21 protein-coding genes and 1 pseudogene are annotated in these 20,350 nt (G+C 64.0%); 6 read left to right on the top strand and 16 right to left on the bottom strand.

The window, feature by feature from the left end:
• The first annotated feature begins 73 nt into the window (after nucleotides 1–73).
• Entirely contained in the window at nucleotides 74–979 is a 906-nt protein-coding gene (locus VFE83_RS06650; RefSeq protein WP_324904328.1) for a LysR family transcriptional regulator, read from the top strand.
• Between the two features lie 84 nt (nucleotides 980–1,063).
• On the opposite strand, the gene VFE83_RS06645 is transcribed toward VFE83_RS06650, so the two are convergent.
• Both VFE83_RS06645 and VFE83_RS06640 read right to left on the bottom strand, forming a co-directional pair.
• Nucleotides 1,064–2,110: an oxidoreductase gene (locus VFE83_RS06645; RefSeq protein WP_324904325.1), complete on the bottom strand. Its 1,047-nt coding sequence runs from the start codon at nucleotides 2,108–2,110 to the stop codon at nucleotides 1,064–1,066.
• Nucleotides 2,111–2,229: 119 nt separating this feature from the next.
• Nucleotides 2,230–2,331: pseudogene (locus VFE83_RS06640) on the bottom strand (DUF1348 domain-containing protein); the annotation flags it as partial.
• 17 nt (nucleotides 2,332–2,348) lie between these two features.
• Here VFE83_RS06640 and VFE83_RS06635 point away from each other — a divergent pair.
• Nucleotides 2,349–2,750, top strand: coding sequence for a metalloregulator ArsR/SmtB family transcription factor (locus VFE83_RS06635; protein WP_324904323.1), 402 nt, complete (start codon nucleotides 2,349–2,351; stop codon nucleotides 2,748–2,750).
• Nucleotides 2,728–3,225 carry an SRPBCC family protein gene (locus tag VFE83_RS06630; protein WP_324904321.1) on the top strand — a complete coding sequence of 166 codons (498 nt, stop codon included), beginning with the start codon at nucleotides 2,728–2,730 and terminating at the stop codon, nucleotides 3,223–3,225. The genes VFE83_RS06635 and VFE83_RS06630 overlap by 23 nt, the downstream gene beginning before the upstream one ends.
• Before the next feature lie 172 nt (nucleotides 3,226–3,397).
• Here VFE83_RS06630 and VFE83_RS06625 read toward each other — a convergent pair whose 3' ends face one another.
• The 4 genes from VFE83_RS06625 to VFE83_RS06610 all read right to left on the bottom strand — a co-directional run bounded on the left by VFE83_RS06625 (nucleotide 3,398) and on the right by VFE83_RS06610 (nucleotide 9,088).
• On the bottom strand, nucleotides 3,398–6,487 hold the full coding sequence (locus tag VFE83_RS06625; RefSeq protein ID WP_324904319.1) for an efflux RND transporter permease subunit: 3,090 nt from the start codon (nucleotides 6,485–6,487) through the stop codon (nucleotides 3,398–3,400).
• On the bottom strand, nucleotides 6,484–7,575 hold the full coding sequence (locus VFE83_RS06620) for an efflux RND transporter periplasmic adaptor subunit (protein WP_324904318.1): 1,092 nt from the start codon (nucleotides 7,573–7,575) through the stop codon (nucleotides 6,484–6,486). The genes VFE83_RS06625 and VFE83_RS06620 overlap by 4 nt, the downstream gene beginning before the upstream one ends.
• A 160-nt stretch (nucleotides 7,576–7,735) precedes the next feature.
• Nucleotides 7,736–8,254 (bottom strand): N-acetyltransferase, encoded by a 519-nt coding sequence (locus VFE83_RS06615; protein WP_324904316.1) that lies wholly within the window; start codon nucleotides 8,252–8,254, stop codon nucleotides 7,736–7,738.
• A gap of 201 nt (nucleotides 8,255–8,455) precedes the next feature.
• Nucleotides 8,456–9,088 (bottom strand): TetR/AcrR family transcriptional regulator, encoded by a 633-nt coding sequence (locus tag VFE83_RS06610; RefSeq protein ID WP_324904314.1) that lies wholly within the window; start codon nucleotides 9,086–9,088, stop codon nucleotides 8,456–8,458.
• 68 nt (nucleotides 9,089–9,156) lie between these two features.
• Here VFE83_RS06610 and VFE83_RS06605 point away from each other — a divergent pair, with 68 nt between their 5' ends.
• Entirely contained in the window at nucleotides 9,157–10,626 is a 1,470-nt protein-coding gene (locus VFE83_RS06605; protein ID WP_324904312.1) for an NAD(P)/FAD-dependent oxidoreductase, read from the top strand.
• 59 nt (nucleotides 10,627–10,685) lie between these two features.
• On the opposite strand, the gene VFE83_RS06600 is transcribed toward VFE83_RS06605, so the two are convergent.
• Together VFE83_RS06600 and VFE83_RS06595 are read right to left on the bottom strand one after the other, a co-directional pair.
• Nucleotides 10,686–11,570, bottom strand: coding sequence for a LysR family transcriptional regulator (locus tag VFE83_RS06600; protein WP_324904310.1), 885 nt, complete (start codon nucleotides 11,568–11,570; stop codon nucleotides 10,686–10,688).
• A 38-nt stretch (nucleotides 11,571–11,608) separates the two neighbouring features.
• Entirely contained in the window at nucleotides 11,609–12,286 is a 678-nt protein-coding gene (locus VFE83_RS06595) for a cysteine hydrolase family protein (RefSeq protein ID WP_324904308.1), read from the bottom strand.
• Between the two features lie 512 nt (nucleotides 12,287–12,798).
• Here VFE83_RS06595 and VFE83_RS06590 point away from each other — a divergent pair.
• Nucleotides 12,799–13,629, top strand: a complete 831-nt coding sequence (locus VFE83_RS06590; RefSeq protein ID WP_324904306.1) for a hypothetical protein — start codon at nucleotides 12,799–12,801, stop codon at nucleotides 13,627–13,629.
• A 4-nt stretch (nucleotides 13,630–13,633) separates the two neighbouring features.
• Here the strand turns inward: VFE83_RS06590 and VFE83_RS06585 are convergent, their stop codons facing one another.
• Nucleotides 13,634–14,263: a hypothetical protein gene (locus tag VFE83_RS06585; RefSeq protein ID WP_324904304.1), complete on the bottom strand. Its 630-nt coding sequence runs from the start codon at nucleotides 14,261–14,263 to the stop codon at nucleotides 13,634–13,636.
• Between the two features lie 47 nt (nucleotides 14,264–14,310).
• Entirely contained in the window at nucleotides 14,311–14,565 is a 255-nt protein-coding gene (locus VFE83_RS06580) for a DUF3653 domain-containing protein (RefSeq protein WP_324904302.1), read from the bottom strand.
• A 277-nt stretch (nucleotides 14,566–14,842) separates the two neighbouring features.
• Here VFE83_RS06580 and VFE83_RS19500 point away from each other — a divergent pair, with 277 nt between their 5' ends.
• Nucleotides 14,843–15,151, top strand: coding sequence for a DUF3653 domain-containing protein (locus tag VFE83_RS19500; RefSeq protein WP_414674698.1), 309 nt, complete (start codon nucleotides 14,843–14,845; stop codon nucleotides 15,149–15,151).
• Here the strand turns inward: VFE83_RS19500 and VFE83_RS06575 are convergent.
• The 6 genes from VFE83_RS06575 to VFE83_RS06550 form a co-directional block, all read right to left on the bottom strand.
• On the bottom strand, nucleotides 15,068–16,372 hold the full coding sequence (locus VFE83_RS06575; RefSeq protein ID WP_324904300.1) for a zonular occludens toxin domain-containing protein: 1,305 nt from the start codon (nucleotides 16,370–16,372) through the stop codon (nucleotides 15,068–15,070). The two genes, VFE83_RS19500 and VFE83_RS06575, sit on opposite strands and share 84 nt — an antisense overlap.
• A 4-nt stretch (nucleotides 16,373–16,376) precedes the next feature.
• Nucleotides 16,377–16,742, bottom strand: a complete 366-nt coding sequence (locus VFE83_RS06570; RefSeq protein ID WP_324904298.1) for a DUF2523 family protein — start codon at nucleotides 16,740–16,742, stop codon at nucleotides 16,377–16,379.
• Nucleotides 16,743–16,744: 2 nt separating this feature from the next.
• Nucleotides 16,745–18,163: a hypothetical protein gene (locus VFE83_RS06565; protein ID WP_324904295.1), complete on the bottom strand. Its 1,419-nt coding sequence runs from the start codon at nucleotides 18,161–18,163 to the stop codon at nucleotides 16,745–16,747.
• A gap of 117 nt (nucleotides 18,164–18,280) precedes the next feature.
• Complete coding sequence (locus VFE83_RS06560) at nucleotides 18,281–18,481, bottom strand: major capsid protein (protein WP_324904293.1); 201 nt, start codon at nucleotides 18,479–18,481, stop codon at nucleotides 18,281–18,283.
• 241 nt (nucleotides 18,482–18,722) lie between these two features.
• The gene (locus VFE83_RS06555) at nucleotides 18,723–19,025 is read right to left on the bottom strand and encodes a single-stranded DNA-binding protein (RefSeq protein WP_324904291.1); all 303 of its coding nucleotides are present in this window, start codon (nucleotides 19,023–19,025) and stop codon (nucleotides 18,723–18,725) included.
• Nucleotides 19,022–20,335 carry a replication initiation factor domain-containing protein gene (locus VFE83_RS06550; RefSeq protein WP_324904288.1) on the bottom strand — a complete coding sequence of 438 codons (1,314 nt, stop codon included), beginning with the start codon at nucleotides 20,333–20,335 and terminating at the stop codon, nucleotides 19,022–19,024. The genes VFE83_RS06555 and VFE83_RS06550 overlap by 4 nt, the downstream gene beginning before the upstream one ends.
• Nucleotides 20,336–20,350 lie beyond the last annotated feature (15 nt).

The following is a 20,350-nucleotide window of genomic DNA, read 5'->3' as shown; positions in this document are numbered from 1 at the left end:
ACTGGAACGGTCCCGCCGGTAGTAAGCCGGATTTATCCTCAGAGTCCTATCTGATGAACGCTGGAGGCGTCCCGTGCAGGACCTGAACGACCTGTATTACTTCGCCCAGGTAGTCGAGCACGGAGGGTTCGCGCCTGCCGGGCGGGCCCTGGGGATGCCGAAGTCCAAGCTCAGCCGCCGTATCGCCTTGCTTGAGGAACGCCTGGGCGTGCGCCTGATCCAGCGCTCCACGCGCCACTTCTCGGTGACCGACATCGGACAGACGTTTTACGCCCACTGCAAAGCGATGCTGGTGGAGGCGGAAGCGGCGGAGGAAGCGATCGAGGTCACACGCAGTGAGCCACGCGGCGTGGTGCGCATGACTTGTCCGGTTGCGCTGCTGGATGAGATCGTCGCGCCGATGCTCGCCGATTTCATGATCCTGCACCCGCGCGTCGAGATACACTTGGACGCAACCAACCGGCGCGTCGACGTCATCGGCGAGGGTATCGACGTCGCGTTACGCGTGCGCCCGCCGCCGCTGGAGGACAGCGAACTGGTGATGCGCGTGCTTGCCGAGCGCAGCCAGTGTCTGGTGGCGAGCCCCCGATTGCTCGATCAATACGGCATGCCGCAGGGCCCGACGGACCTGCCGGGCTTGCCGAGTCTTGATCTCGGCGTGCCACAGAGCGAGCACGTCTGGTCCCTGTCTGGTCCCGATGGCGCACAGGCGACGATTTACCACCGGCCCAGGCTCGTCACCCGCGGCATGCTCGCATTGCGTGCTGCCGCCGTGGCCGGCGTCGGCATTGTCCAGCTGCCCACGATGATGGTTTCAGGCCAGTTGCAGCGTGGCGAACTCGTGCGCGTAGTCCCGGAATGGAAACCCCGTTACGAAGTGGTGCACGCGGTCTTCGCATCCCGACGTGGATTGCTTCCGTCGGTGCGGGCGCTCATCGACTATCTCGGCGCGCGGTTCGAAAGCAAGAGAGACGATTGAACCGTGGATTGTCGGTGCCCGCGTTTCGCATTACGGACATCACCGGAGTAGATGCCGGACATCGCCCTTCTCTGGTCGCCGGTACTAAGGAACGCGCGGCGAAACGGCACTACCCTCCGCTGCCGAGCGTACCGCCGCTTCCATCACGGCCATGACACGGACAGCCTCGTCCGGTTCAACAGGATTGGGCCCGTTGCCTGCGATGGCGTCCGCGAGTTCCACATAGAACCGGGACTGGTCGCCGGACAGAGCGGTTCGTGTCTGCGTCGGGCCGTCATCGCATCGCCATTGCAGGGGATCGGGATCGGTGCCCCAGTGCGGGTCGCCCGGTCGCACTCCCGCAATGAGCTGTTGCTCCTGGCGATCGGGCTGTGCCTTGATCATCGACCCTCGCGTTCCGTGCATGACGAAGCGCGGCCCGGGCAGCGCAGCGAGCATCCCCGCGTGCAGGATCGCCCGGGTCGGGCCAAAGCCGAGCACGACATGGGCCCAGTCCTCCGTGGTGGCGCCGCTGCGTTGCCGCGCGAGATTGGCCTGCACGGTGTCGGGCCATCCGAACAAAGCCAGCGCCTGATCCACCAGGTGAGGCCCAATATCCCACCACAGTCCTGCCGCGGGTCCGGGGCGCTCGCGCCAACGATCACGCACCTGCGGACGGAATCGTTCGATGCGCGATTCGAAGTGACGGACCTCGCCGATGAGCCCTTCGCGCATGGCCTGCCGGACCGAAAGGAAATCGCTGTCCCAACGACGGTTGTGGAACACCGAGAGGAGCCGGCCATGCGTGCGCGCAGTGGCCGACAGTTCGCAGGCTTCCGACAGGCTGGGTGTCATCGGCTTGTCGACGACGACGTGCTTGCCCGCGCGGAGCGCGGCTTGCGCGAGCGGGAAGTGCGTGTCGTTGGGGGTGGCGATGACCACCAGGTCGATGTCGGCGTCGACGACCGCCCGCATGGGATCGGCCTCGACCGCTACGCCGGGTAGCTCGGCTCGCACGTGCTCGGGCCTGCTGGAAGCAACCAGTTCCACCGATAGGCGTGGCACCGCCTGGATCGACGGCGCATGGAACGTCCGCGTCGCATAGCCGTACCCAACGAGACAGACGCGGATCGGACCATGAGGTTTGTTCATGTCGAATAGCCTCGTCTGACCCGTCGGACAGAACTACCAGCTCCAGGTGCGCCCGTCCATTCAGTGCTAGGTACGCCATCGGCCACCCAGCTTCATGCAGCCCTACGGGCCTGGGTCGACTACAGCCCCAGGTCGCTGAGGCCGGGATGGTCGACAGGCCGCACCGCGCCACGACCCCACAGGAATTTCCGATCGGACGATGCAATTGGCACGTCGTTGATGGATGGTGCGACACCCCTTGCGCGCCGGCCGCTGCCGTCTCATACTGAACCACATGGTTCAGCATTCACCTGCAGACTTCAACGCTTCCTTCGCCGCGCTCGCCGACGCCACCCGGCGTGGTGTCCTCGACCAGCTCGCTCGCGGCGATGCGTCCATCTCCGACCTGGCCGACAAGTTCGAAATGACCCTCACGGGCATGAAGAAACACGTCGGCGTGCTTGAGCTGGCTGGCCTGGTCACCACGGAGAAGGTCGGCCGCGTGCGCACGTGCCGCATCGGCCCGTGCCGCCTCGAGGCGGAGATGGCGTGGATCGCGCGCTACCGCCAGGTGTGGGACGCGCGCTTCGAGGCGCTGGACGGTGTCATCGACGAACTCAAACGACAGGAGAAGAGTCGTGGTCGCAAACAAAGAAGGTGAATCCCGGCGTACGACGGTGCAGAAGAAGTCGGATCGGGAAGTCGTGGTCAGGCGGACGTTCGATGCGCCTGCGCGACTAGTGTTCGAGGCGTGGTCCAAACCCGAGCTGTTCAGGAAGTGGTGGGTGCCACGCTCCATGGGCATGACGCTTCGCTCGTGCGAAATGGACGTGCGCACCGGCGGCAAGTACCGCCTGGTGTTCGGCGACGATCCCGCCAACCCGATGGCGTTCTTCGGCACGTACCTCGACGTGGTGCCCGACAAGCGCATCGTCTGGACGAACGAGGAAAGCGGTGACGCAGGATCCGTCACGACGGTGACGCTCGAAGAACGCGACGGCAAGACGCTGCTCGTCATGAGCGAGCTGTATCCCACGAAGGAAGCGCTCGACGCGGCCGGCACCGGCGCGCAGGACGCGCTGCACGAGACGTTCGGACAGCTCGACGAACTGCTCGCCGAGCTATCCGCGCATTGACTCGGTTAGCGGTGAGCCTGGAGGTTCACTGGATCGGTGCGACGTCGCCGGCGCAAGCCTGCTGACGAGGCATCGACGAGCCCGGCTTGTGCCGGGCTTCGCCGTTTCGGGCTGGCTCATGTCCCACTGTCCGCAAACGGCCGCAAGCAGACTTGAGCCGAACCATTTCACATTAGGAAGTCAGCTTTTCCGGGGCGGCAGCTCCGGGATGCGACGAACGATGCCTGAATCGACGCGACAGCCATTCGCCCATGTCGTCGATCAGGGTGAACGCGGCCGGGATGACGATCAGGCTCAACAGCGTGGACGTCACCAGTCCGCCGATCACGGCGATCGCCATCGGCGCCCTGAAGCTCGAATCGCCCGCAAAACCCAATGCGATCGGCATCATGCCGGCGCCCATGGCCAGGGTCGTCATGATGATGGGCTGGGCACGCTTCCGGCATGCATCGATCAAGGCATCGTGCTGGCTCAGACCATGCTCGTCCTCGGCGATGACCGCGTAGTCGACCAACAGGATGGAATTCTTGGTCGCAATGCCAATGAGCATCAGCAGGCCGATCAGGGCCGGCAGGGACAACATGTTCTGGGTCAGCAGCAAGGCCCCGAATGCACCGCCGGCACATAGGGGTACCGCAATCAGGATGGTCAGTGGCATCAGGGCATGATTGAACAGCAGCAGCAACACCATGTAGATGCAGACGATGCCGGCGGCCATCGCCAGGAGGAAGCCCAGGAACAGCTCCACAAAGACTTCCGCATCGCCCGTGTTGAGGAAGCTCACACCTGGCGGAAGGCGCTGGACGCTGGGCAATTGCTGCACGGCTTCCATCACTTCTCCCAGCGGCCGGCCGTTGAGTTCGGCAGTCAGGGTCACATTGCGCTGACGCTGATAACGCGAAATCTGCGATGGCCCGCTGCCCATCCGGATGTCGGCAACCGCCGCCAGGGGAACCGGGCCATAGCGCCCTGGCACGCGTAACTGACCGATCAACGCGGGATTCGCCAACGTGGCTTCGGAGAAGCCCACGCGAATGGGCACCTGGCGATCGGGCAGATTGAGCTTGGCCAGCCGCTGCTCATAGTCGCCTGCGGTGGCGATGCGCGAGGCCTCGGCGATGGCGGCCGTCGATACCCCCAGATCCGCCGCGCGTGCGGCGTTCGGCACGATCTGGATTTCCGGGCGCAGGAGCGAGGCAGACGAAGTCACGCTTCCAAGGCCGGGCAGGCCGCGCAGATCACGCTCCAGTGCGAGGGACGCATCCTGCAGCCGTTGCGGATCATCGCCCGAAAGCACCAGTTGCAGCAGGTTGCCCGGCTCGGAGCTCACATAGCTGATGCGCACACCGGGCATGTCCGCCAATCGCGCGCGAGCGTCCCGCTCGAGCTCGCGTTGATCGCGATCCCGGTCATCGGCCACGCCCCAGTCCAGCACCAAGGTGGCCTTGCGCGGATCCGCCACGCCGACGGTGGAAGGATCGCCAAGATCCAGCACGCTGCCCACTGCGGTGTAGACCTGCTTGAGTTCCGGCATGTCCTTCAGCAGGGCGCGGGCACGCTCGGACACGGACACCGTTTCCTCCAGGCGCGTACCCGGTGGTAGTTCGATGCTCAGATTGCTGCGGCCCAGATCGGACTGTGGAATGAACGTGGCCGGGATCAGTGGAATCAGCGCCAATGAGGCGAAGAACAGGCCCGTGGCAATCCACAGCGTGCGCGCACGATGACGAAGCGCGGCGTCCACCCAGCCCAGGTACCAGGTCATGAGGCGGGAATCGGCTTTCTCTTCGCCGTGCGGTTTGAGCAGGTAAGCCGCCATCATCGGCGTCAGCAGTCGCGCCACGAGCAACGAGAACAGCACGGCGGTCGCCGCGGTCCAGCCGAACTCCCGGAAGAACTTGCCTGCGATGCCGGGCATGAAGGCCACCGGTACGAAGACGGCCGCCAGGGTCAGCGACGTGGCGATGACGGCGTTGCCGATCTCGCCGGCCGCGTCGCGCGCGGCCTCCAGCGGAGGCTTCCCCATCCGCAGATGACGCACGATGTTCTCGATCTCCACGATCGCATCGTCCACCAGCACGCCGACGACCACCGATAGCGCCAACAGCGTGATCATGTTCAGCGTGAAGCCGAACCAGTACATCACCGCGAACGTGGGGATGATGGACAACGGCAAGGCCAACGCTGACACCCAGGTCGCGCGCCAGTCGCGCAGGAACGCCCACACCACCAGCAACGCCAGCAATGCTCCCTCATAGAGCATCGTCATCGAGGAATCGTAGGAGCGGTGGGTCTCGTCGATCGCGGTGGTGACGAGGCGAAAATCCACGCCAGGGTGTGAAGCCTTGAGCGCATCGAGTGCCTTGTGGACGCCTTCCTCGACCTTGACCTCGCTGGATCCGCGCGTGCGCGACATCGAGAATGCGACCACGTCCTTGCCGTCCAGCAACGCGGCTTCGGCACGGTCAGCCGCACCATCCGTGATGTCGGCCAACGCCGACAGCCTGACCGATCGACCGTCCGGCAGGCTGATGGAGTAGTCGCGCAGCGCCTGCGCGTCGGCCACGGTCCCCAGCGTGCGGATCGTCTGCAGCGCGCCATCGAGTTCGGCCTTGCCGCCAGCGCGCTCGACCTGGATCTGTGCAAGTTGCTGCGAGACATCGCCGGCCGTCACCCCGAACGCCAGCAACGCGTTGGGGTCCAGGTCGACACGCACCTGCCGTTGGACGCCGCCGATGCGCGTGACCCGCGCCACCCCGGGGACGCCATACATGGCGCGGGAGATTTCCCGATCGACGAACCAGCTGGCTTCGTCCTCGCTCAGATGTGGGGCGACCAGCGCATAGGTCATCAACGAACCGCCGATGTCCACCTTGGAGATCACCGGCTCCTGGATGTCCTGGGGAAGATCGGTACGGATACGCGTGACGGCATCGCGCGTGTCATCCAGCGCGGTCGCCAGATCGGTTTCAAGTTCGAACTCGATACTGGTGGTGCTGATGCCCTCACTGACCGTGGACATCACGCGCTTGACGTTGTTGACCGTGGCGACCGAGTCCTCGACCTTGCGCGTGACTTCCGTTTCCAGCTGGCTCGGCGAGGCGCCAGGCTGGGTCACGGTCACCGTGGTCATCGGAAAGGCGATGTCCGGGAAACGCGCGACCGGCAACTGGTAGAAACCCCAGAGCCCAGCCACGCACAACACGAAGAACACCATCAGCGCCGGAAGAGGCCGACGGATAGCCCAGGCAGAGATGTTCATGGGGTAGCCGCGTCCTTTCCTGCAACCACGCGCACGCGATCGCCGTCGCCGAGGAAACCTGCACCCTCCGAAACGATCTGTTCGCCCGCCTTCAGCCCCTCGATGATCTCGACCCGGCCGGTCGCCGTCTGGCCGGTACTCACGCGGCGGCGCTGCACCGTTTGCTTGTCCGCAGTGACAAACACGTAGCTGTGTCCATCGCGCTGGACCACCGCCGCACTGGGCACCATCAGGGCCTGCCCATCGCCTGTGAGGATCCGGCCTTCAACAAATGTGCCGGGCTTGAGGGGTCCGGGTGCTGGCAAGTCGGCGTATATGGTTCCAGTGCGTGTCTGGGCATCGATGCCCGGGCTCACGGCGCGAACGCGTCCGGTGATTTTCTGACCGCTGTAGGTCAACGAGATCTCGTTGCCGACCGCGACCTGCGCCAACTGGTTTTCGGGCAGCTCGGCGCGCCACTCGAGTCGGCCGTCGCGGATGAGGCGCAGCAACTCACTGCCGGCCGATACGACCTGGCCGGGCTGAACCAACCGTTTGGAGATCACTCCGTTGGCGGGCGCCCGCAGCAGGGCGAAGTCCCGTTGCAGCCGGGCCGCGTCACGGGAGGCGAGTGCCGTGGTCAGTTGGGCCCGCGCCTGAGTCGTCGTGGCCTGCAACTGATCCAGATCGGCGGCGCTGATCAACTGCGTGGTCGCCAACTTCGCGCCGCGTGCCTGCTGTGCCTGTGCCAGCTTCAGTGCGGCGTCCGCTTCGTTCGTCGCGGCCTCGGCCTGTGCCAGCGAACTGTCCAGCGTGCGGTGGTCGAGTTCGAGGAGAACCTGCCCCTTCCTGACCACCTGTCCCACGTCGACGTTCAATGCAGTCACCCGCAGTCCGCTGAGTTCGACGCCCAGCTGCATTTCCTCGTAGGCGGAAACCGGTCCCGCCACGGTGACACTGCGCGCCAAGGGGTACGACCGGACAGGGGTGAGGACCACCGACAGTGCGGATGAGCCTTCGGCGGGTTCGTCTTTCTGCTTCGCTCCGCAGGCGACAAGGAAAGGCAGCGCAAGGTACAGCAGTGACCAACGCAGAATGGATGCGTGCATGGAAAGGCCGAAGTAGGGGAGGGTGCTTGCTGCTGTCGTGCACCGGTGGGCGCACGCATGGTGGCGAGCAGCATCGCAAGGTGGACATCCTGATTCTGGTCAGGACGAAATTAAGATCTCTTTAAGGGGCAGGCAGACTGACCACCATGGCCCATGGCAGTCACTCCGACACGCCGAAGGCTTCATGGTATTCGACTGTCCCTGCAGGCATGGGACCGCTGAACGACATCGCCTGGAAGTACTCGGCTGGAACACCAGGCAGGACGAGTTGTGGATGCGTCGAGAACCCGAACCGTGAGTAGTACGCGGGTTCGCCGAGCACCACGCATCCGTGCGTAGCGGAGGCACGCAGCCGTTCCAGGGACGCCCGTATGAGCTGCGAGCCGATTCCCAGTCCCTGGTGTGTCGGCAGGACCGACACGGGACCAAGCCCGTACCAGCAGGGCGCCCCGTCCGAAATGCGAACCGGTGAAATGGCGACGTGCCCGATGACATTGCCGTCCAGTTCTGCGACCAGCGACACGGTGAGCTGTCCGGCAGCTCGCAGGGCCTGGATGATGAGTGCCTCCGTGCCGCTGGTGTGCTCGGCCTCGGCGAAGGCGGAGCGGGTCACCGTTGTGATCGCGTCCGCGTCACCGGCACGCTCTTCTCGAATCAACACGGCGTCAGCTCCGCTCATCGCGTGTATTCCATGAACGACCATGCGGCCGAGCCCGCGTGCGGATGCGGTTCGCCGAAGCTGGCTGAAGGACAGCGCGGCGGGATGGCGAGCCACCCCATTGTCGGAAGTGCAACCGCACGGCGAGATCGTGTTTGCATGACCTGTGGGTAATGGATGGTGAAATCGATGGGAGATGCCAGGCGCCTGGACCGCGGTCGACTAGGACCTGCGTGATGCGCGCTTCTTTCCACCTGGCGCTGTTGCGGTCTGGCCTGCGCCCTGCACGAAGAAGGCCAATGCTTGCGAGAACTCTTCGGCCAGCGAGATGCCAGGCGTGCCCAGCCACGTCATGACCGCGGCCAGATAGAGGAAATGGAGATAGAACGCCAGGCGTTCGGGCGACGCGTCCGGCCTCAGCTCGCCGGCCTTCTGCGCGTCGGCGACAAGACGCGCATACAGCGGAATCAGGCCGGACGAAGGCTCCCCTTCATCGGCGTCACGCACTTGCTGGAACCGGAAGCGGATGTACGGCGCCGCATATTGACGATGCTGTTCCCACCACTGCGCGGATACGTCCAGCAAGGTTGCGACGCGCGACAGAAACGATTCGCGACTCAGCACCTCTGCTGCCAGCGTCCCGAGATCGGCCTCGAGCTGGGCATGCATCCAGTGCACGAGCACCGCTTCCTTGACCGGGAAGTGGTTGTAGAGCGTGCCGCGGGCGACATCCGCCTGTGCCGCGATCTGCTCCATGGTGACCGCTTCGTATCCGTCGCGCTCGAACAGCGCGTGCGCCGTGGCAGCGATGTGGTCGCGCGTTTGCCTTCGTTTGCGGGCGGTCCGGTCGGCCATGCTCGGTTGCGTCAAAAATGTACGACGTACAATAATGGACATTGTCCAATCATGCAAAGGGCTGGTGCATGCGCGATACACAGGAACTGCCGACTATCGTCATAGGCGCGGGGCTGTCCGGCCTGGCTGCAGCCTTGTCCTTGGCCCGGCGTGGCCGCCCCGCCACCATCCTTGAGGCGCAGAACGCAACAGGCGGCTGCTGTTCGACTTCCACCTCCGATGGGTACACCTTCAACAACGGCGCCGTATATGTGGCCGTGCCTTCGCTGCTACGGGCGTCGTTCCGGCGGCTTGGCCTCGGCTTCGACGACGAGGTCGAACTGGCCCCGATAGCCAGACCGCACACCACCCAGCTGGACGACGGCACGACGGTGCACCTGTCGACAGCGCAAGCCTCCCATGTCGAAGGCGCCGGTCAAGGACAGAAAACGCAGAAGCTCCGCGATGGCCTCGGAAAGCTGCGCGACCAGTGGGGACCCATATACCGGACGCTGGTCAGCGACGTGCTGCCACAAGAACCGTCGCTCGTGCGCACATTGGGCAAGCTCTGGAAGCATCTGCCAAGGATGGGCGGGGCCGTCGACAGGTTGATCGCGTCGTACTTTCCGGATGAAGACCTGCGGGCAGCCGTCGCTTCGACCCTGCTGTACACCGGCCTTCCGCCCGATCGACTCCCATCGACCCAGATCATCGGATTGGTGGCACTGCTGGAAGAGGGGTTCCATCTGCCTCGTGGGGGCATGGGTGCCATCAGCGCAGCGCTGGAGCGCGAGCTTCGCAACCAATCGGTACCAGTGCGATTGGGCTCCACGGTGCGCGAAATCGCAGTCGAAAATGGACAGGTATGTGGCGTGGTCCTGTCCGATGGAGAGCGCATTCCGACGACGCGCGTAATCGCGACATGCTCGGGCCTGGATGTCGTGAGGAACCTGCTGCAGCCACACGCCACTCCTCGCGGTCTGGCGAAGAAGGCGGATGCCGCTCCCTTGTCGCATAGGGCGGTTTCCATCCAGATCGGGTATTCCGGCACGCCTGCGTCGGACTCTTTCGTCGTCAACTACGTTCCGCCGATGGACGGGCAGGGCGCGATGCACGTGCTCACGCCAGAAGTGCCGCGCTGGTTCGCCTATACGCAACCGACCCAGGTACTGCCGGAACTGGCACCGGCGAACCGGAACATCATCGAGCTGTACGCGCCAGCTACCGGGATGCACTCTGCGTCCGAGTGGAGCGGGGAGCTGACGGACGCAGTGGTAGGGAACTACCTGGAAGCCCTGAAGAAGCGGGTGCCGGACATCACGATCGAAACCACGCGCGTCATCGATCCCCGGGACTTTGCCCTCGAACGCCATCTATACGAAGGCGCCCTGTACGGGATCGCGCCCGGTGCTTCACCAAACACGTTCCTTCCACATCGGACGCAGATCCGCGGCCTCTACCTTGGCGGGCAGACGACGTTCCCGGGCTACGGTGTTCCGTCGGCGATCCTGTCGGGCATCCAGTCCGCCGAGGCACTTCTGGACGACATGGCGCGGTGACGAGTGCAGTCTATTGAGAGCGGGTGGATCGGAGGATCTCCGCCGGGCATGCGGCGATTTCAGGTGCTTCGGTAATGCTCGGCCATGTGATCGACGAACGCGCGCACCTTGAGCGATGGATGCCGCGAATGCGGAAACACCGCGTAGTAGTGGCGCACACCCAGGGTATGGTCCGGCAGGATGCGGATCAGTCGTCCTTGCGCAAGATCGCCCGCCACCGTCCGGGCGGTGAAGGCGGCAATACCGATGCCTGCCAAGGCCGCGGCGTGCAAGGCGACGATGGTGTCCACCCGCAGCCACGGCTCGATCTTCATGCGGCGCTCGCCTGCACCCGAATGCAACTGCCATCCGGACGCGGAGCCGGCATAGTCGAGCAGGCGGTGCTGCTCCAGTTCCGCTGCGGTGCGTGGCAGCCCATGGTGGCCGACGTACGTCGGCGACGCGACCAGCACCAGTTCCGAAACCGTCAGCTTTCGCGCCACCAGCGCCGCATCGGCGATTTGCTCGCTGATGCGCAGCGCCACGTCGAAGCGGCTGCCGGTCATCTCGACGAAGCGGTCGTCGCACGACAGGTCCAGGCGCACGCCGGGATAGCGCGCCTGGAAAGAGGGCAACCAGGCGTGCAGTTCCAGCGTGCCGATCGCCAGCGGCAGGCTGACCCGCAACGGGCCGGTCGGCGGCCGCCCCTCGTCCGCCACCGCGCGCACGGCGTCGTCCACGCGATCGAGGATCTCGATGCAGGCCAGGTGAAAGCGCTCGCCCGCGCCGGTGAGCGTCAGGCGCCGGCTGTTGCGGTTGATCAGGCGCGTGCCGAACTCCGCCTCCAGTTGCGCAATGGTCCGCGACACGGACGAGTGTGTGGTGTCCAGGCGCTCGGCCGCAGCGGTGAAGCTGCGAGCCTGGGCGACCGAACGGAAAACCTGCATGGCGCGAAAACGATCCATCGCAAACGTCTATCCCGTTTCCGCGTTACAGGCAAGCACTAGTTGTGCAGCGACAGCTCAGCGATCTGCTGCGTGGTGAGCACGCTGCCGAACGTGTCCTCGATCTCGGCCAGCGCGGCACGGTGCAGCGCATGGTGATCGACCGTGTCGCCATTGGCACGCGTGATGGTGCGCGTGGCCGTGGCATCGGACGCGACGATGACCTGAAACCCGGCCGGCACGGCATCGCGTGCGGCGCCGGCCACGCAGGCATGCGTCATCAGGCCGGCGACGATCACCGTCTCAACCTTCGCCTTCTTCAGCCGCTCGGCGAGGTCCGTGCCCGCAAACACGCTGACCGTCTGCTTCTGAATCACCACATCTCCCGGGCGCGGCTGCATCTGCGGGTGGAACTTCACCGTGTCGCCGTCGATGGCGAACACCGGCGAACCCGCCGGTGCGACGTGCTGGACGTGGTAGACCGCAATGCCGGACCGGTCGGCAAACGCGATCAGGCGACGGGCGTTCTCCATTGCAGCCTGTCCATCGGGAACAGGCATCTTTCCGGTGAAGTATTCGTTCTGGAAGTCGATCACTACCAAAGCCGTGGTGGCCGGGTTCAAAAGCTCGGGCGCCGCCGCACCCGCCATTGCGCGGATGGTGGGATGCGGGTTGACCGCCGCCACTACTGGAGCCGACATCGCCATCGCTGCGATCAGGCCTGCGAACATCTTCATGCTGCTTACTCCTATTGGGAGCGCGCAGCGTAAGCACGGCCTCGCTGCGCTCCTAGGCCGAGACGGAGACGATTCCTGTGCGGCAGGCGCACAGGTCGGCGCCCCTGCACATGCAGGCACCACGCGTCTTCAGCATGGCCTCGGGGCACGACGCCACGACAGCTGCACCTGCCTGTCGGAGCAGGGCACGCGTTACGTCATCGAGCCCAACCGCTGCCGGATGATCGCCTTGCAGGGCCAGTACGAGCCATTCCTCGATGAAGTGCAGGGCGACCGTCGACGCCTGGACGACGCCACCCAGCTTCGACGGCTGGCCGAGCAACAGAGCCGGGGAGGGGGTGTAGGGGGCGAGCCCCTACGGCTATGGCCGCAACCGCGGCCGCTCCTTCACCTGGTGCAACGATCAGCGCGCCACAGGTGACCGGCTATGGTGACTTCGGAAAGCGTCACCTTGAACCCTCCAACTGACGTCCGATGCTGATAACTTTCCGAGCTATGGCGAGGAAAGTGCGATGAGCGAGCGCAGCAGCAAGGACGAGCTTTTGATGCTTTATGAAGTCACATGCGCGGACTTGGTCTATTTCAAGTCGCAGCAGTGGCATGTAGTCAATTACACGGTGCTCGCGTTCGCCGCCCTAGTCGGCATCGCGCAAATATTTAGGGACAATCAGACTGGTTGGTTCCTTGCAGCCTTCGCGTTCTCGACCTTCATTTTTTCGAAGCTAATGCTGAAGAGCCTCAACGGCAGCATTATGCAGAGGCGAGCCCGTCTAAAAGCTGTCGCGCCACCGGATGGCGCCGAAGGCGCCACTGCCGGAACTGCGGCGTCCCAGCCGCAGGCCGGCGGTGGTGCTTTCGGCCAACCACGCAACCGTGAGCATTGGGAAAAGGACCCGAACAAGCCGCAGTACCGCAACGACTACGCTCGCGATCATCTGCCGCGCTTCGCGACCATGCCGTGGACCGCGCCGGTGTTCGACAACCGCACCGTGACCAGCGATCCGCAGCTGATTTGCATGTCGTCCATGGACGGCCACGACGTGGCCGGCGACTACCGCGAACCCAGCTGCACGTGCTTGACGGAGCAGGGCACGCGCGTGGAGATTTCGCAGCCTGAGTGCCGCAAGGTGGCCCGCTTCGGTCCGCAGTACAACCCTTACCGGCAGCAGCGCCCGGAGCCCTCACGTCGCGAGTTCGGGGGTGTAGGGGGCTCGCCCCCTACGGCTATGGCGTCGGTAGACGCCGCTCCTTCATCTGGTGCAACGATCACCGCGCCTCAGGTCACCGGTTATGGCGACATCGGACCCCGTCGCATCGAACCGGCCCCTGTAGGCCGCTGGTAAAAGCTTATGTTCGCGGGACCATGATCCATTTCGGCGGCTCAACGGTGGTGCGCCATTGAATGTACTCGAGTCCTTTTGGCGTCACGGTAATTGTGTCGTTGGCAATCACTATCAACACGTGATTTGAGAGCGCGTCCAAGATCGCTTGACGCTCAGTAGCTGACGGGATTATGTCTTTGTACCAAGTGTCGAACAGAGCGATTGAGGTTGAGCCTCTGTCGTCTTGTGAGGCTGCGAGCCAATCAAGCACTGCTTGCGTCCGGGGCACAAGGAACGCATTGATGAACCGGTACTCCCAAAGATATGCACGGGCGCGTTCGTCGTTGAACGTGTGAGTCCATTGCTCATTTAGCTGCCTAAGCCGCTCGTCGCAATCAACATCACCCTCAGGCACTTCGATATGTGGTTGATCGTGAACTTTCGGTAGATTCTGCGGAGGAGTGCTGACTGGTTCCTTCTGGCGCGCTCTGACCTCGGTGTTCCCAACCTTTGCGAATTCAATGCGGTCAATCAGATCGCGAATTTGCCGCCAGAAAACTCCCATCGCCACGCCAAAGACTGCGCCGAGTATGACCGGCGTGCTGAGCAGCACTTGGAGCAGAGCAATGACGATGTTCCAATCGATCTGGCACATAGACCAAGTTCCCCTTAGCGCTCCTTGCGCGGCGACAGGGTAGCCGATCAGGAGGCGGCAATGCCTCGGTGACGGTATTCGCCCAGGTCGATGACAAGCACCTTGACCTTCGGTCGGTGGGCCGCGCGACGGGCCTCCTCAGCCGCACGGCGGCTCGCGTAGCCCTGTAGGCGTAGTTCCATCTTGTCGCGCCACATCAGGCCACGCAGGCGTTCAACCGTCATGCGCTGGCCGTCCTCAGAAACGAGATGGCGGCCTCTCAGCCGCCATCCGTACCATTCGTCCTCGAAGTCGAGGTTCATGCGGGCACCCCCTGTGCCGAAAGCCGTTTGACCTCGGTATCGGGCCAGAAGGGCCCGAATCGAGTCAGGAAAGCACGGACCAGCAGGTAGGAAGCCACCGCGAGGCCCCACGCCCCCGGATTTACATAATATGCATTATGCGAAATAGGCTGCGGCAGGCGTTGCGCCGCTGGGCCGCAGCCGTCAGCCCTTTCCGACCCGCTTTCGCGGCCTGATCTGATCGGGAATCACGCACAGGGGCCGATACGGTCCCTGTGTCGTTTCAGGGGGAAACCACATGATCACACTTCGCCCGCCGTGTTGGCGGCCGGACTCACTTTGCCCGAATTCCTGCGCGGCGCAGATGCACCAGCGGATCGCTTACAACTGCACGCCGCTTTACGGACCGTGGTCCGGCTGGCGGATGGCAGGCGCTCGGCTGGTGTCTCCGCATGGCGACTGGATCGCACCGCACCAGCTGGACCGCCTCATGTACCGAGAGCAACGGCTGTTCGCAAAGCGGTCACCGGGGGGCGGATTGAGGCTGCCCCACGAGGATGTCGCCATAGCCGCTCACTTGCGGGGCGCTGAGCACTGCACCAGATGAAGGAGCGACCGCGTGCGCGGTCATAGCCGTAGGGGGATACCCCCCTACACCCCCGGAGTCGGCGCGGACGCCCGACGGCCCGGAACGGGCCTTTCCGGGCTTACCGCGCCCATCATCGGAGGACCAATTGCCGCGAGCGCGTGCAGTGGTGCGGAATGGGTTGTAGACGCCCTTCGATGCATAGACGCGGCATTGGGCCGGATCGACCGCGTACGGCGTGCCTTGCTCGGTGTGGCACGTGCACGAGGCTTCCCGATGCTCACCGTTCGCGTCCTGGCCAGCGGCGGCAGCCATGCAGAACAGGTCCGGCTCGGCAGTGATTTCCCGATCCTGATACGCAGGCGCGCTCCACGGCTTGTACGGGACGATGGGTTCGAACTGCGCTTCATAGGCCTCGGCATCGCGTGCGATCGCACGCGGCTTGCGCTCGGAGAGACGGCCGTCACCCAACTCGACGTCGACCGCTGACGCCTGCGCGGACGCCAACAGATCGCCGTCCATGATGCCACCGACCTTGTCGATCACCGCGTACGCGGCGTAACCCATCGCCGGAATCGCGAGCAACGCCACGATCACCTTGACCGGGATGCGCAGCTTGAAGTGGTGCGACTTCGCCGAGGTGTACCACCCGTAATAGTCCTTCGGATACGACCAGAAGTGCACCTGGGCATCCTTGCGTTCCTGCCATGCGGTGCGCGGGAACAGGACGCAGTGATCGAACTCGAACACCGTCGCCCGCTCCATGTTGCCTTTGCGTTCGAGGTGGTAATGCCGGCTGATCCGCTCGCGCAGGAAGCCGTCCATGCTGGACGGTGCCTGCGATAGCAGGATGAAGCGGATACCGAATTGCCGGCCTTCGGCCAGCATTTCGATGTACTTAGGCGGGCGGCCCGGGCCACGCTGCGGAAACACCTTATGCGCTTCATCCACCACGATGACCGAGCCCGGTGGCAGCGTCGCCCACTTCGGAAGATGGTCGCCGGTTTCCGAATCCACGACCGGCGAACCGTCATCGTTGTAGGCCATGTCCGACAGCGCGAACGGCAGCTTCGGCAGGTGGCCGGGATCGGCCCCGCGAATGTTGAGCGTGTAGAGCAACCCGCCCTCCTCTTTCGTCAGGAGGTCCGCTTGCTGCACGGCGAACAGGGTTTTGCCTGCACCTTCGACGCCCGTCACGAGGCACTTAGGCTCGGTGAAAATCGGCTTGTTCTTGGAGATCACCAGATCAACTCCACAGTGACGGGTTGGACGGCTTCAAGCGGATGCGCTGCGACACGCTGATCGCCATCGCCGAGACGAGAATGGTGATTGCCCTATCCACGTGCGCCATGGCGAGAAAACTCTGCCACTCCGCCGGAAGCCCGGTGATCGGGCCGACCATGTACGGCAACACCAGCGGCGTTGCGATGGTGTTGATCGCGAGCGTGAGGCCGAAGAACTGCAGCAGCTTCACCACCATGCCGCCCAGCGTCATCGACGCCATGCCAAACAGGTAGCCGAGGAACTTGCTGGACCATCGACCCTTGCCGATGCCCGTCAGCAGGCGAACAAGGTCTTTCAAGAACAGCGCGATGATGCGGAAATAGCCCATGGTCAGGGTGCCGTCAGGATGCGGAGCGCGACGAAGTAGGCCAGCGCTTCAACGAGCAGGCCGAGGTTGCCGAACAGTGCGCAGATGGGCGCGAAGTCGAAATTAATGTTCGCTGCACCGACCGAGAGCGACGGAAGCTGCGGACACTGACCACCACCAAGGAAGCCCGAAGCGTCCAGGGCATCGAAACCGTCGTTGGAATCGACGCTGATCGCCTCCGACGCGAGCGTCGAGCGCATTTCGTTGTAGCGCTGCACGGCACCGTCGCTGAACTGCTGCGCTTCTTCGTCCCATGTTGCATTAAGCAAATCGACGGCCGTTTGCGCCTCGGCTTGTGCACTGCCCGCTTCTGCCGCACCGTCGCACTGGAACTTCCACGTGATGATCCCGGACTTGCACATGGCATCGTCCACCACGTCGCAAACCGGCGGAACGTTGCAGTCGGTACCACCGGTGAGTTTCGGACCGTCCTTGTCGTCGCCCTCCTCGCCCTCGCCGTCGTCGCTACCGTCGCTGTTCTGGCCGTCGTTACCCGGGCCCGCGTTGGTGCCATTGTTCGTCGTGTAGTTGGTGATGTTGGTGGTGATGTTCTGCGTCGGCTTGCCGGGAAGGCCGCCCGTCTGCTGCGTCACCACCGGCCCACCGGTCTGCGTGAGCGTGTCGCCGTTGGGCAACTGCACGTTGGGTGGCGTGTGTTCGGTGCCGGCCTGTCGAACCTGTTTAACCGGGCCGTCGTTTTTCTCGCCGGTCTCACCTGGCTGCCAACACACCTGTCGCCCGGTGCTGGCGCTGGCGCAGTGGTTGCCGTCGGGACGAACGCACATCGTGAGCGTGCCGGCCTGCGCGCACTCCGGACTTGGATCGTTCGGCGGCTTCGTTGGCGACGTTGCACAGGCCGCGCCGGTGTAGCGCATCATCCCGCGAAAAACCGTATGCCCGTTGATCGTGATCGTTTCGTAGTTCGTGCCCATCGACATTGCACAGCCGCCGTAACAGCCATGCGTGTCCGTGTCGGTGGTCGTAATCGCGCTGCCGAGCGCATCGTTCTTCGACGTGCACTTCTCCGGCGTCAAGCATTCGGTCGGGTTAGACGGGTCTGCACCGAAGCCGGGCGGACAGTCACCACCGGGTTTCCATGTGAAGCCATCCGCACGGAGCGTCCCGCCCGGATGGCCCGTCAGCGTGAATTGAAAGGTGAGGTCAAGTGGAACAATTTCGCAGGTGTATGTCGCATGTTGATCAGGAATGCTGTCGGTCGCAAACACGTTGACCCACATCTCACCCCACTCATTGCACGCGGTCTGCGCCGCTGCCTGATTCACATACGTGCCGGGATTGCCCGCGCGTGCAGGCTTCGCGATCAACAGCAGGCACAGCAACGACATGCCGAAGAGGAACCAGCACCAGAGGTTGCGCGTCATCGTCAGTCACTCATGAGGATGCGGAGTGCCAGCAGGCCAAGACCCACCACCAGCCATCCGTTGTAGGCGTCGAAGTCCATAGGAAAAGGGGGAGGGGTTGCCCCCTCCCCTGCTCCATCACTTCACGAGGAACGCGGTGATCCAGCGGTACACGATGCCGGCACCGGCAGCCGCGACCATGGCAACACCGACGGCACCGATGGCCGTGCCTGCCTCGGTGTACGCGGCAACCGCCGCCGTGGTGTCCACCGCAGCCGAAGCCGCACCAGCCACCAGCACCGAACCCACACCAACAGCCCACTTCAACGAATTGCGCATTGCTCTGCTCCTACCGCGTCGAGGGAGTCGGACCCTACGCACGCGGCCAAATGAACCGCCGTAACGCTTTGAGGCTCCATGCAATCGCGCATGTCGTGGTCATTGCCCCAAACAGGACAAGCCCCTCACCAGCCGACAACGGCGGCAACAATCCCGGCTGGTCGATCCACACTTCTTGCGCACACGTCCCCGCCTGGGCGTCGTACGCACCTTCAGCGCAGGCGAGGACGAGTGCCATGGCTTAGCCCACCGCGCGAGCGGCCGGCTTCGTCGCCTGCAGCAGCGCGAGCTTGCGCACGTCCACCGTCAGCTTTCCGAAGTCACCCACGTCGAGCGCCGGCATAAGGTCGGCTTCGTACAGGCCCGGGCGCAGCGCGTGCTTGGGATCGTCCAGCGACAGCTGCATTTCCTTCGGGAACTTGCTGCCGAGGTAGACCCACGCCTTCTGCGTGTGGATTTCGTAGTCCTTGCCCTTCGCGCTCACGCCACGGCGGGTGTCCACGAAGTCGGATTCGATTTCGAACTGCAGCATCAGCTTGCTCATTGGAGGTTCCTCGTTTCGGCCGAGAGATAGGACGACTTCGACGCAATCGGCGCGAACTTGCGCGAGTCGAGGAGTGCATCAGCGAGGTTGTCGCTGAGTTCTTTGCGGGAGTTGGCCAGCTTGCGCAGCCGGCGCGGAGTCTTATCGTTTGCGACGAGTTCAATCGTGGTCGTGCAGCCGATGGAATCGGCGAGCAGCGTCAACACCGGGCCCACCACGGTGCGCGCCCAATTCACCACCCTATCGATGCTGATTTCGGTTTCGCGACGAACGCGCATGCACGGTTCGCCCTGGCCGATGACGGGCAGGAAATCGAGGTCGGGATACTGCAACAGCAGGAGGCCGGGATTGCGCAGGTTGTCCGTCGTCAGATCGAACGCGGCCGCCATGTACTGCACTTCGTAGCGCACCCATGGCGAGGTTTTGTTACCCAGCTGCTTACCCTTGCTGTAGATGCGCAGCATGCGGCTGCTGCGATCACCCAGCTGGAAGGTGCTGCCGTTGCCGGTACCCATGTCATCGAAGAAGCAGACCTTCTCCGAGCGCACACCTTTCTGCGGTGTGAATCCGCCGTGCCGATAGTTCTCGGCAGCGCCAGCGGGATCGCCGTAACGCCCTTCGAAGTCATCCCACGCGGCGTCGATGCGGCCGATCTTGTGATCCACGCCGTCGAGTGCGTCGGCGAGCTTCGCCAAGTCAACACGCTGGCATGCTTGCCCGGTCAAGTTGACATGGATGGTGTCGCCGTTGCCACCGACGGCGATGAAGCCGCAGTTCTCGCCCAGGTGCGTAAAGATGTTCAAATGGTTCTTGTAGCCATCGCGGCCACGACCGGTTAGTTCGCCGAACACCAGCGCAGGCGCGCACTCGCGCACGAAGGTGCGACCAATGACCGCCAACCCACGCTCCACCGCGAGTGGCGAAAGTGCCTCGAAATCAGGAGCCGGACGCTTGTCCTCTAAGCGGGCCAGCAGGAACGCCGCGTTCGCCGACTCTTGCGGCGTCACGAAGTCGGATTCCCAATCGCTCGCAGCGGTGACACCGAGCGCTTCGCGCAGTTCTTCCAACCCATCCACGTGCTGGTGCGCGTCGATCCGGCGCGCTCTGTCCAGCGCCTTGCGCATGCCCTTCAACGTGAACTTCAGGAAGTCCACGAAGGCCGGCGCATCGGCTCCGGAGCCGTGGTCGGGAATCATCCCCGTGTTACTAAACGGGGACGGCCGCAGCGCCGCGGCGGCCATGGCGGCGGTGAACGCATCAACGGCCAAAGGCGCAACGCCCAGCCGTTCGGAATCCGGAAGGTGAATCAATCCCTGTGGGGAGGG

The sequence above is a fragment of the Lysobacter sp. genome (assembly GCF_035655815.1).
Classification (GTDB): domain Bacteria; phylum Pseudomonadota; class Gammaproteobacteria; order Xanthomonadales; family Xanthomonadaceae; genus Lysobacter_J.
Note: the sequence above shows the minus strand (reverse complement) of the source record. Positions and strands in the feature narration are given on the sequence as shown.

Bases quoted from the DNA above. Each gene is read 5' to 3' on its own strand.
- VFE83_RS06570 (WP_324904298.1), bottom strand. From the start codon at position 16,742: ATGGGCTATTTCCGCATCATCGCGCTGTTCTTGAAAGACCTTGTTCGC.
- VFE83_RS06615 (WP_324904316.1), bottom strand. From the start codon at position 8,254: ATGAGCGGAGCTGACGCCGTGTTGATTCGAGAAGAGCGTGCCGGTGAC.
- VFE83_RS06595 (WP_324904308.1), bottom strand. From the start codon at position 12,286: ATGAAGATGTTCGCAGGCCTGATCGCAGCGATGGCGATGTCGGCTCCA.
- VFE83_RS06600 (WP_324904310.1), bottom strand. From the start codon at position 11,570: ATGGATCGTTTTCGCGCCATGCAGGTTTTCCGTTCGGTCGCCCAGGCT.
- VFE83_RS06580 (WP_324904302.1), bottom strand. From the start codon at position 14,565: ATGAACCTCGACTTCGAGGACGAATGGTACGGATGGCGGCTGAGAGGC.
- VFE83_RS06560 (WP_324904293.1), bottom strand. From the start codon at position 18,481: ATGCGCAATTCGTTGAAGTGGGCTGTTGGTGTGGGTTCGGTGCTGGTG.
- VFE83_RS06620 (WP_324904318.1), bottom strand. From the start codon at position 7,575: ATGCACGCATCCATTCTGCGTTGGTCACTGCTGTACCTTGCGCTGCCT.
- VFE83_RS06625 (WP_324904319.1), bottom strand. From the start codon at position 6,487: ATGAACATCTCTGCCTGGGCTATCCGTCGGCCTCTTCCGGCGCTGATG.
- VFE83_RS06565 (WP_324904295.1), bottom strand. From the start codon at position 18,163: ATGACGCGCAACCTCTGGTGCTGGTTCCTCTTCGGCATGTCGTTGCTG.
- VFE83_RS06555 (WP_324904291.1), bottom strand. From the start codon at position 19,025: ATGAGCAAGCTGATGCTGCAGTTCGAAATCGAATCCGACTTCGTGGAC.
- VFE83_RS06585 (WP_324904304.1), bottom strand. From the start codon at position 14,263: ATGTGCCAGATCGATTGGAACATCGTCATTGCTCTGCTCCAAGTGCTG.
- VFE83_RS06610 (WP_324904314.1), bottom strand. From the start codon at position 9,088: ATGGCCGACCGGACCGCCCGCAAACGAAGGCAAACGCGCGACCACATC.
- VFE83_RS06645 (WP_324904325.1), bottom strand. From the start codon at position 2,110: ATGAACAAACCTCATGGTCCGATCCGCGTCTGTCTCGTTGGGTACGGC.
- VFE83_RS19500 (WP_414674698.1), top strand. From the start codon at position 14,843: ATGATCACACTTCGCCCGCCGTGTTGGCGGCCGGACTCACTTTGCCCG.
- VFE83_RS06605 (WP_324904312.1), top strand. From the start codon at position 9,157: ATGCGCGATACACAGGAACTGCCGACTATCGTCATAGGCGCGGGGCTG.
- VFE83_RS06590 (WP_324904306.1), top strand. From the start codon at position 12,799: ATGAGCGAGCGCAGCAGCAAGGACGAGCTTTTGATGCTTTATGAAGTC.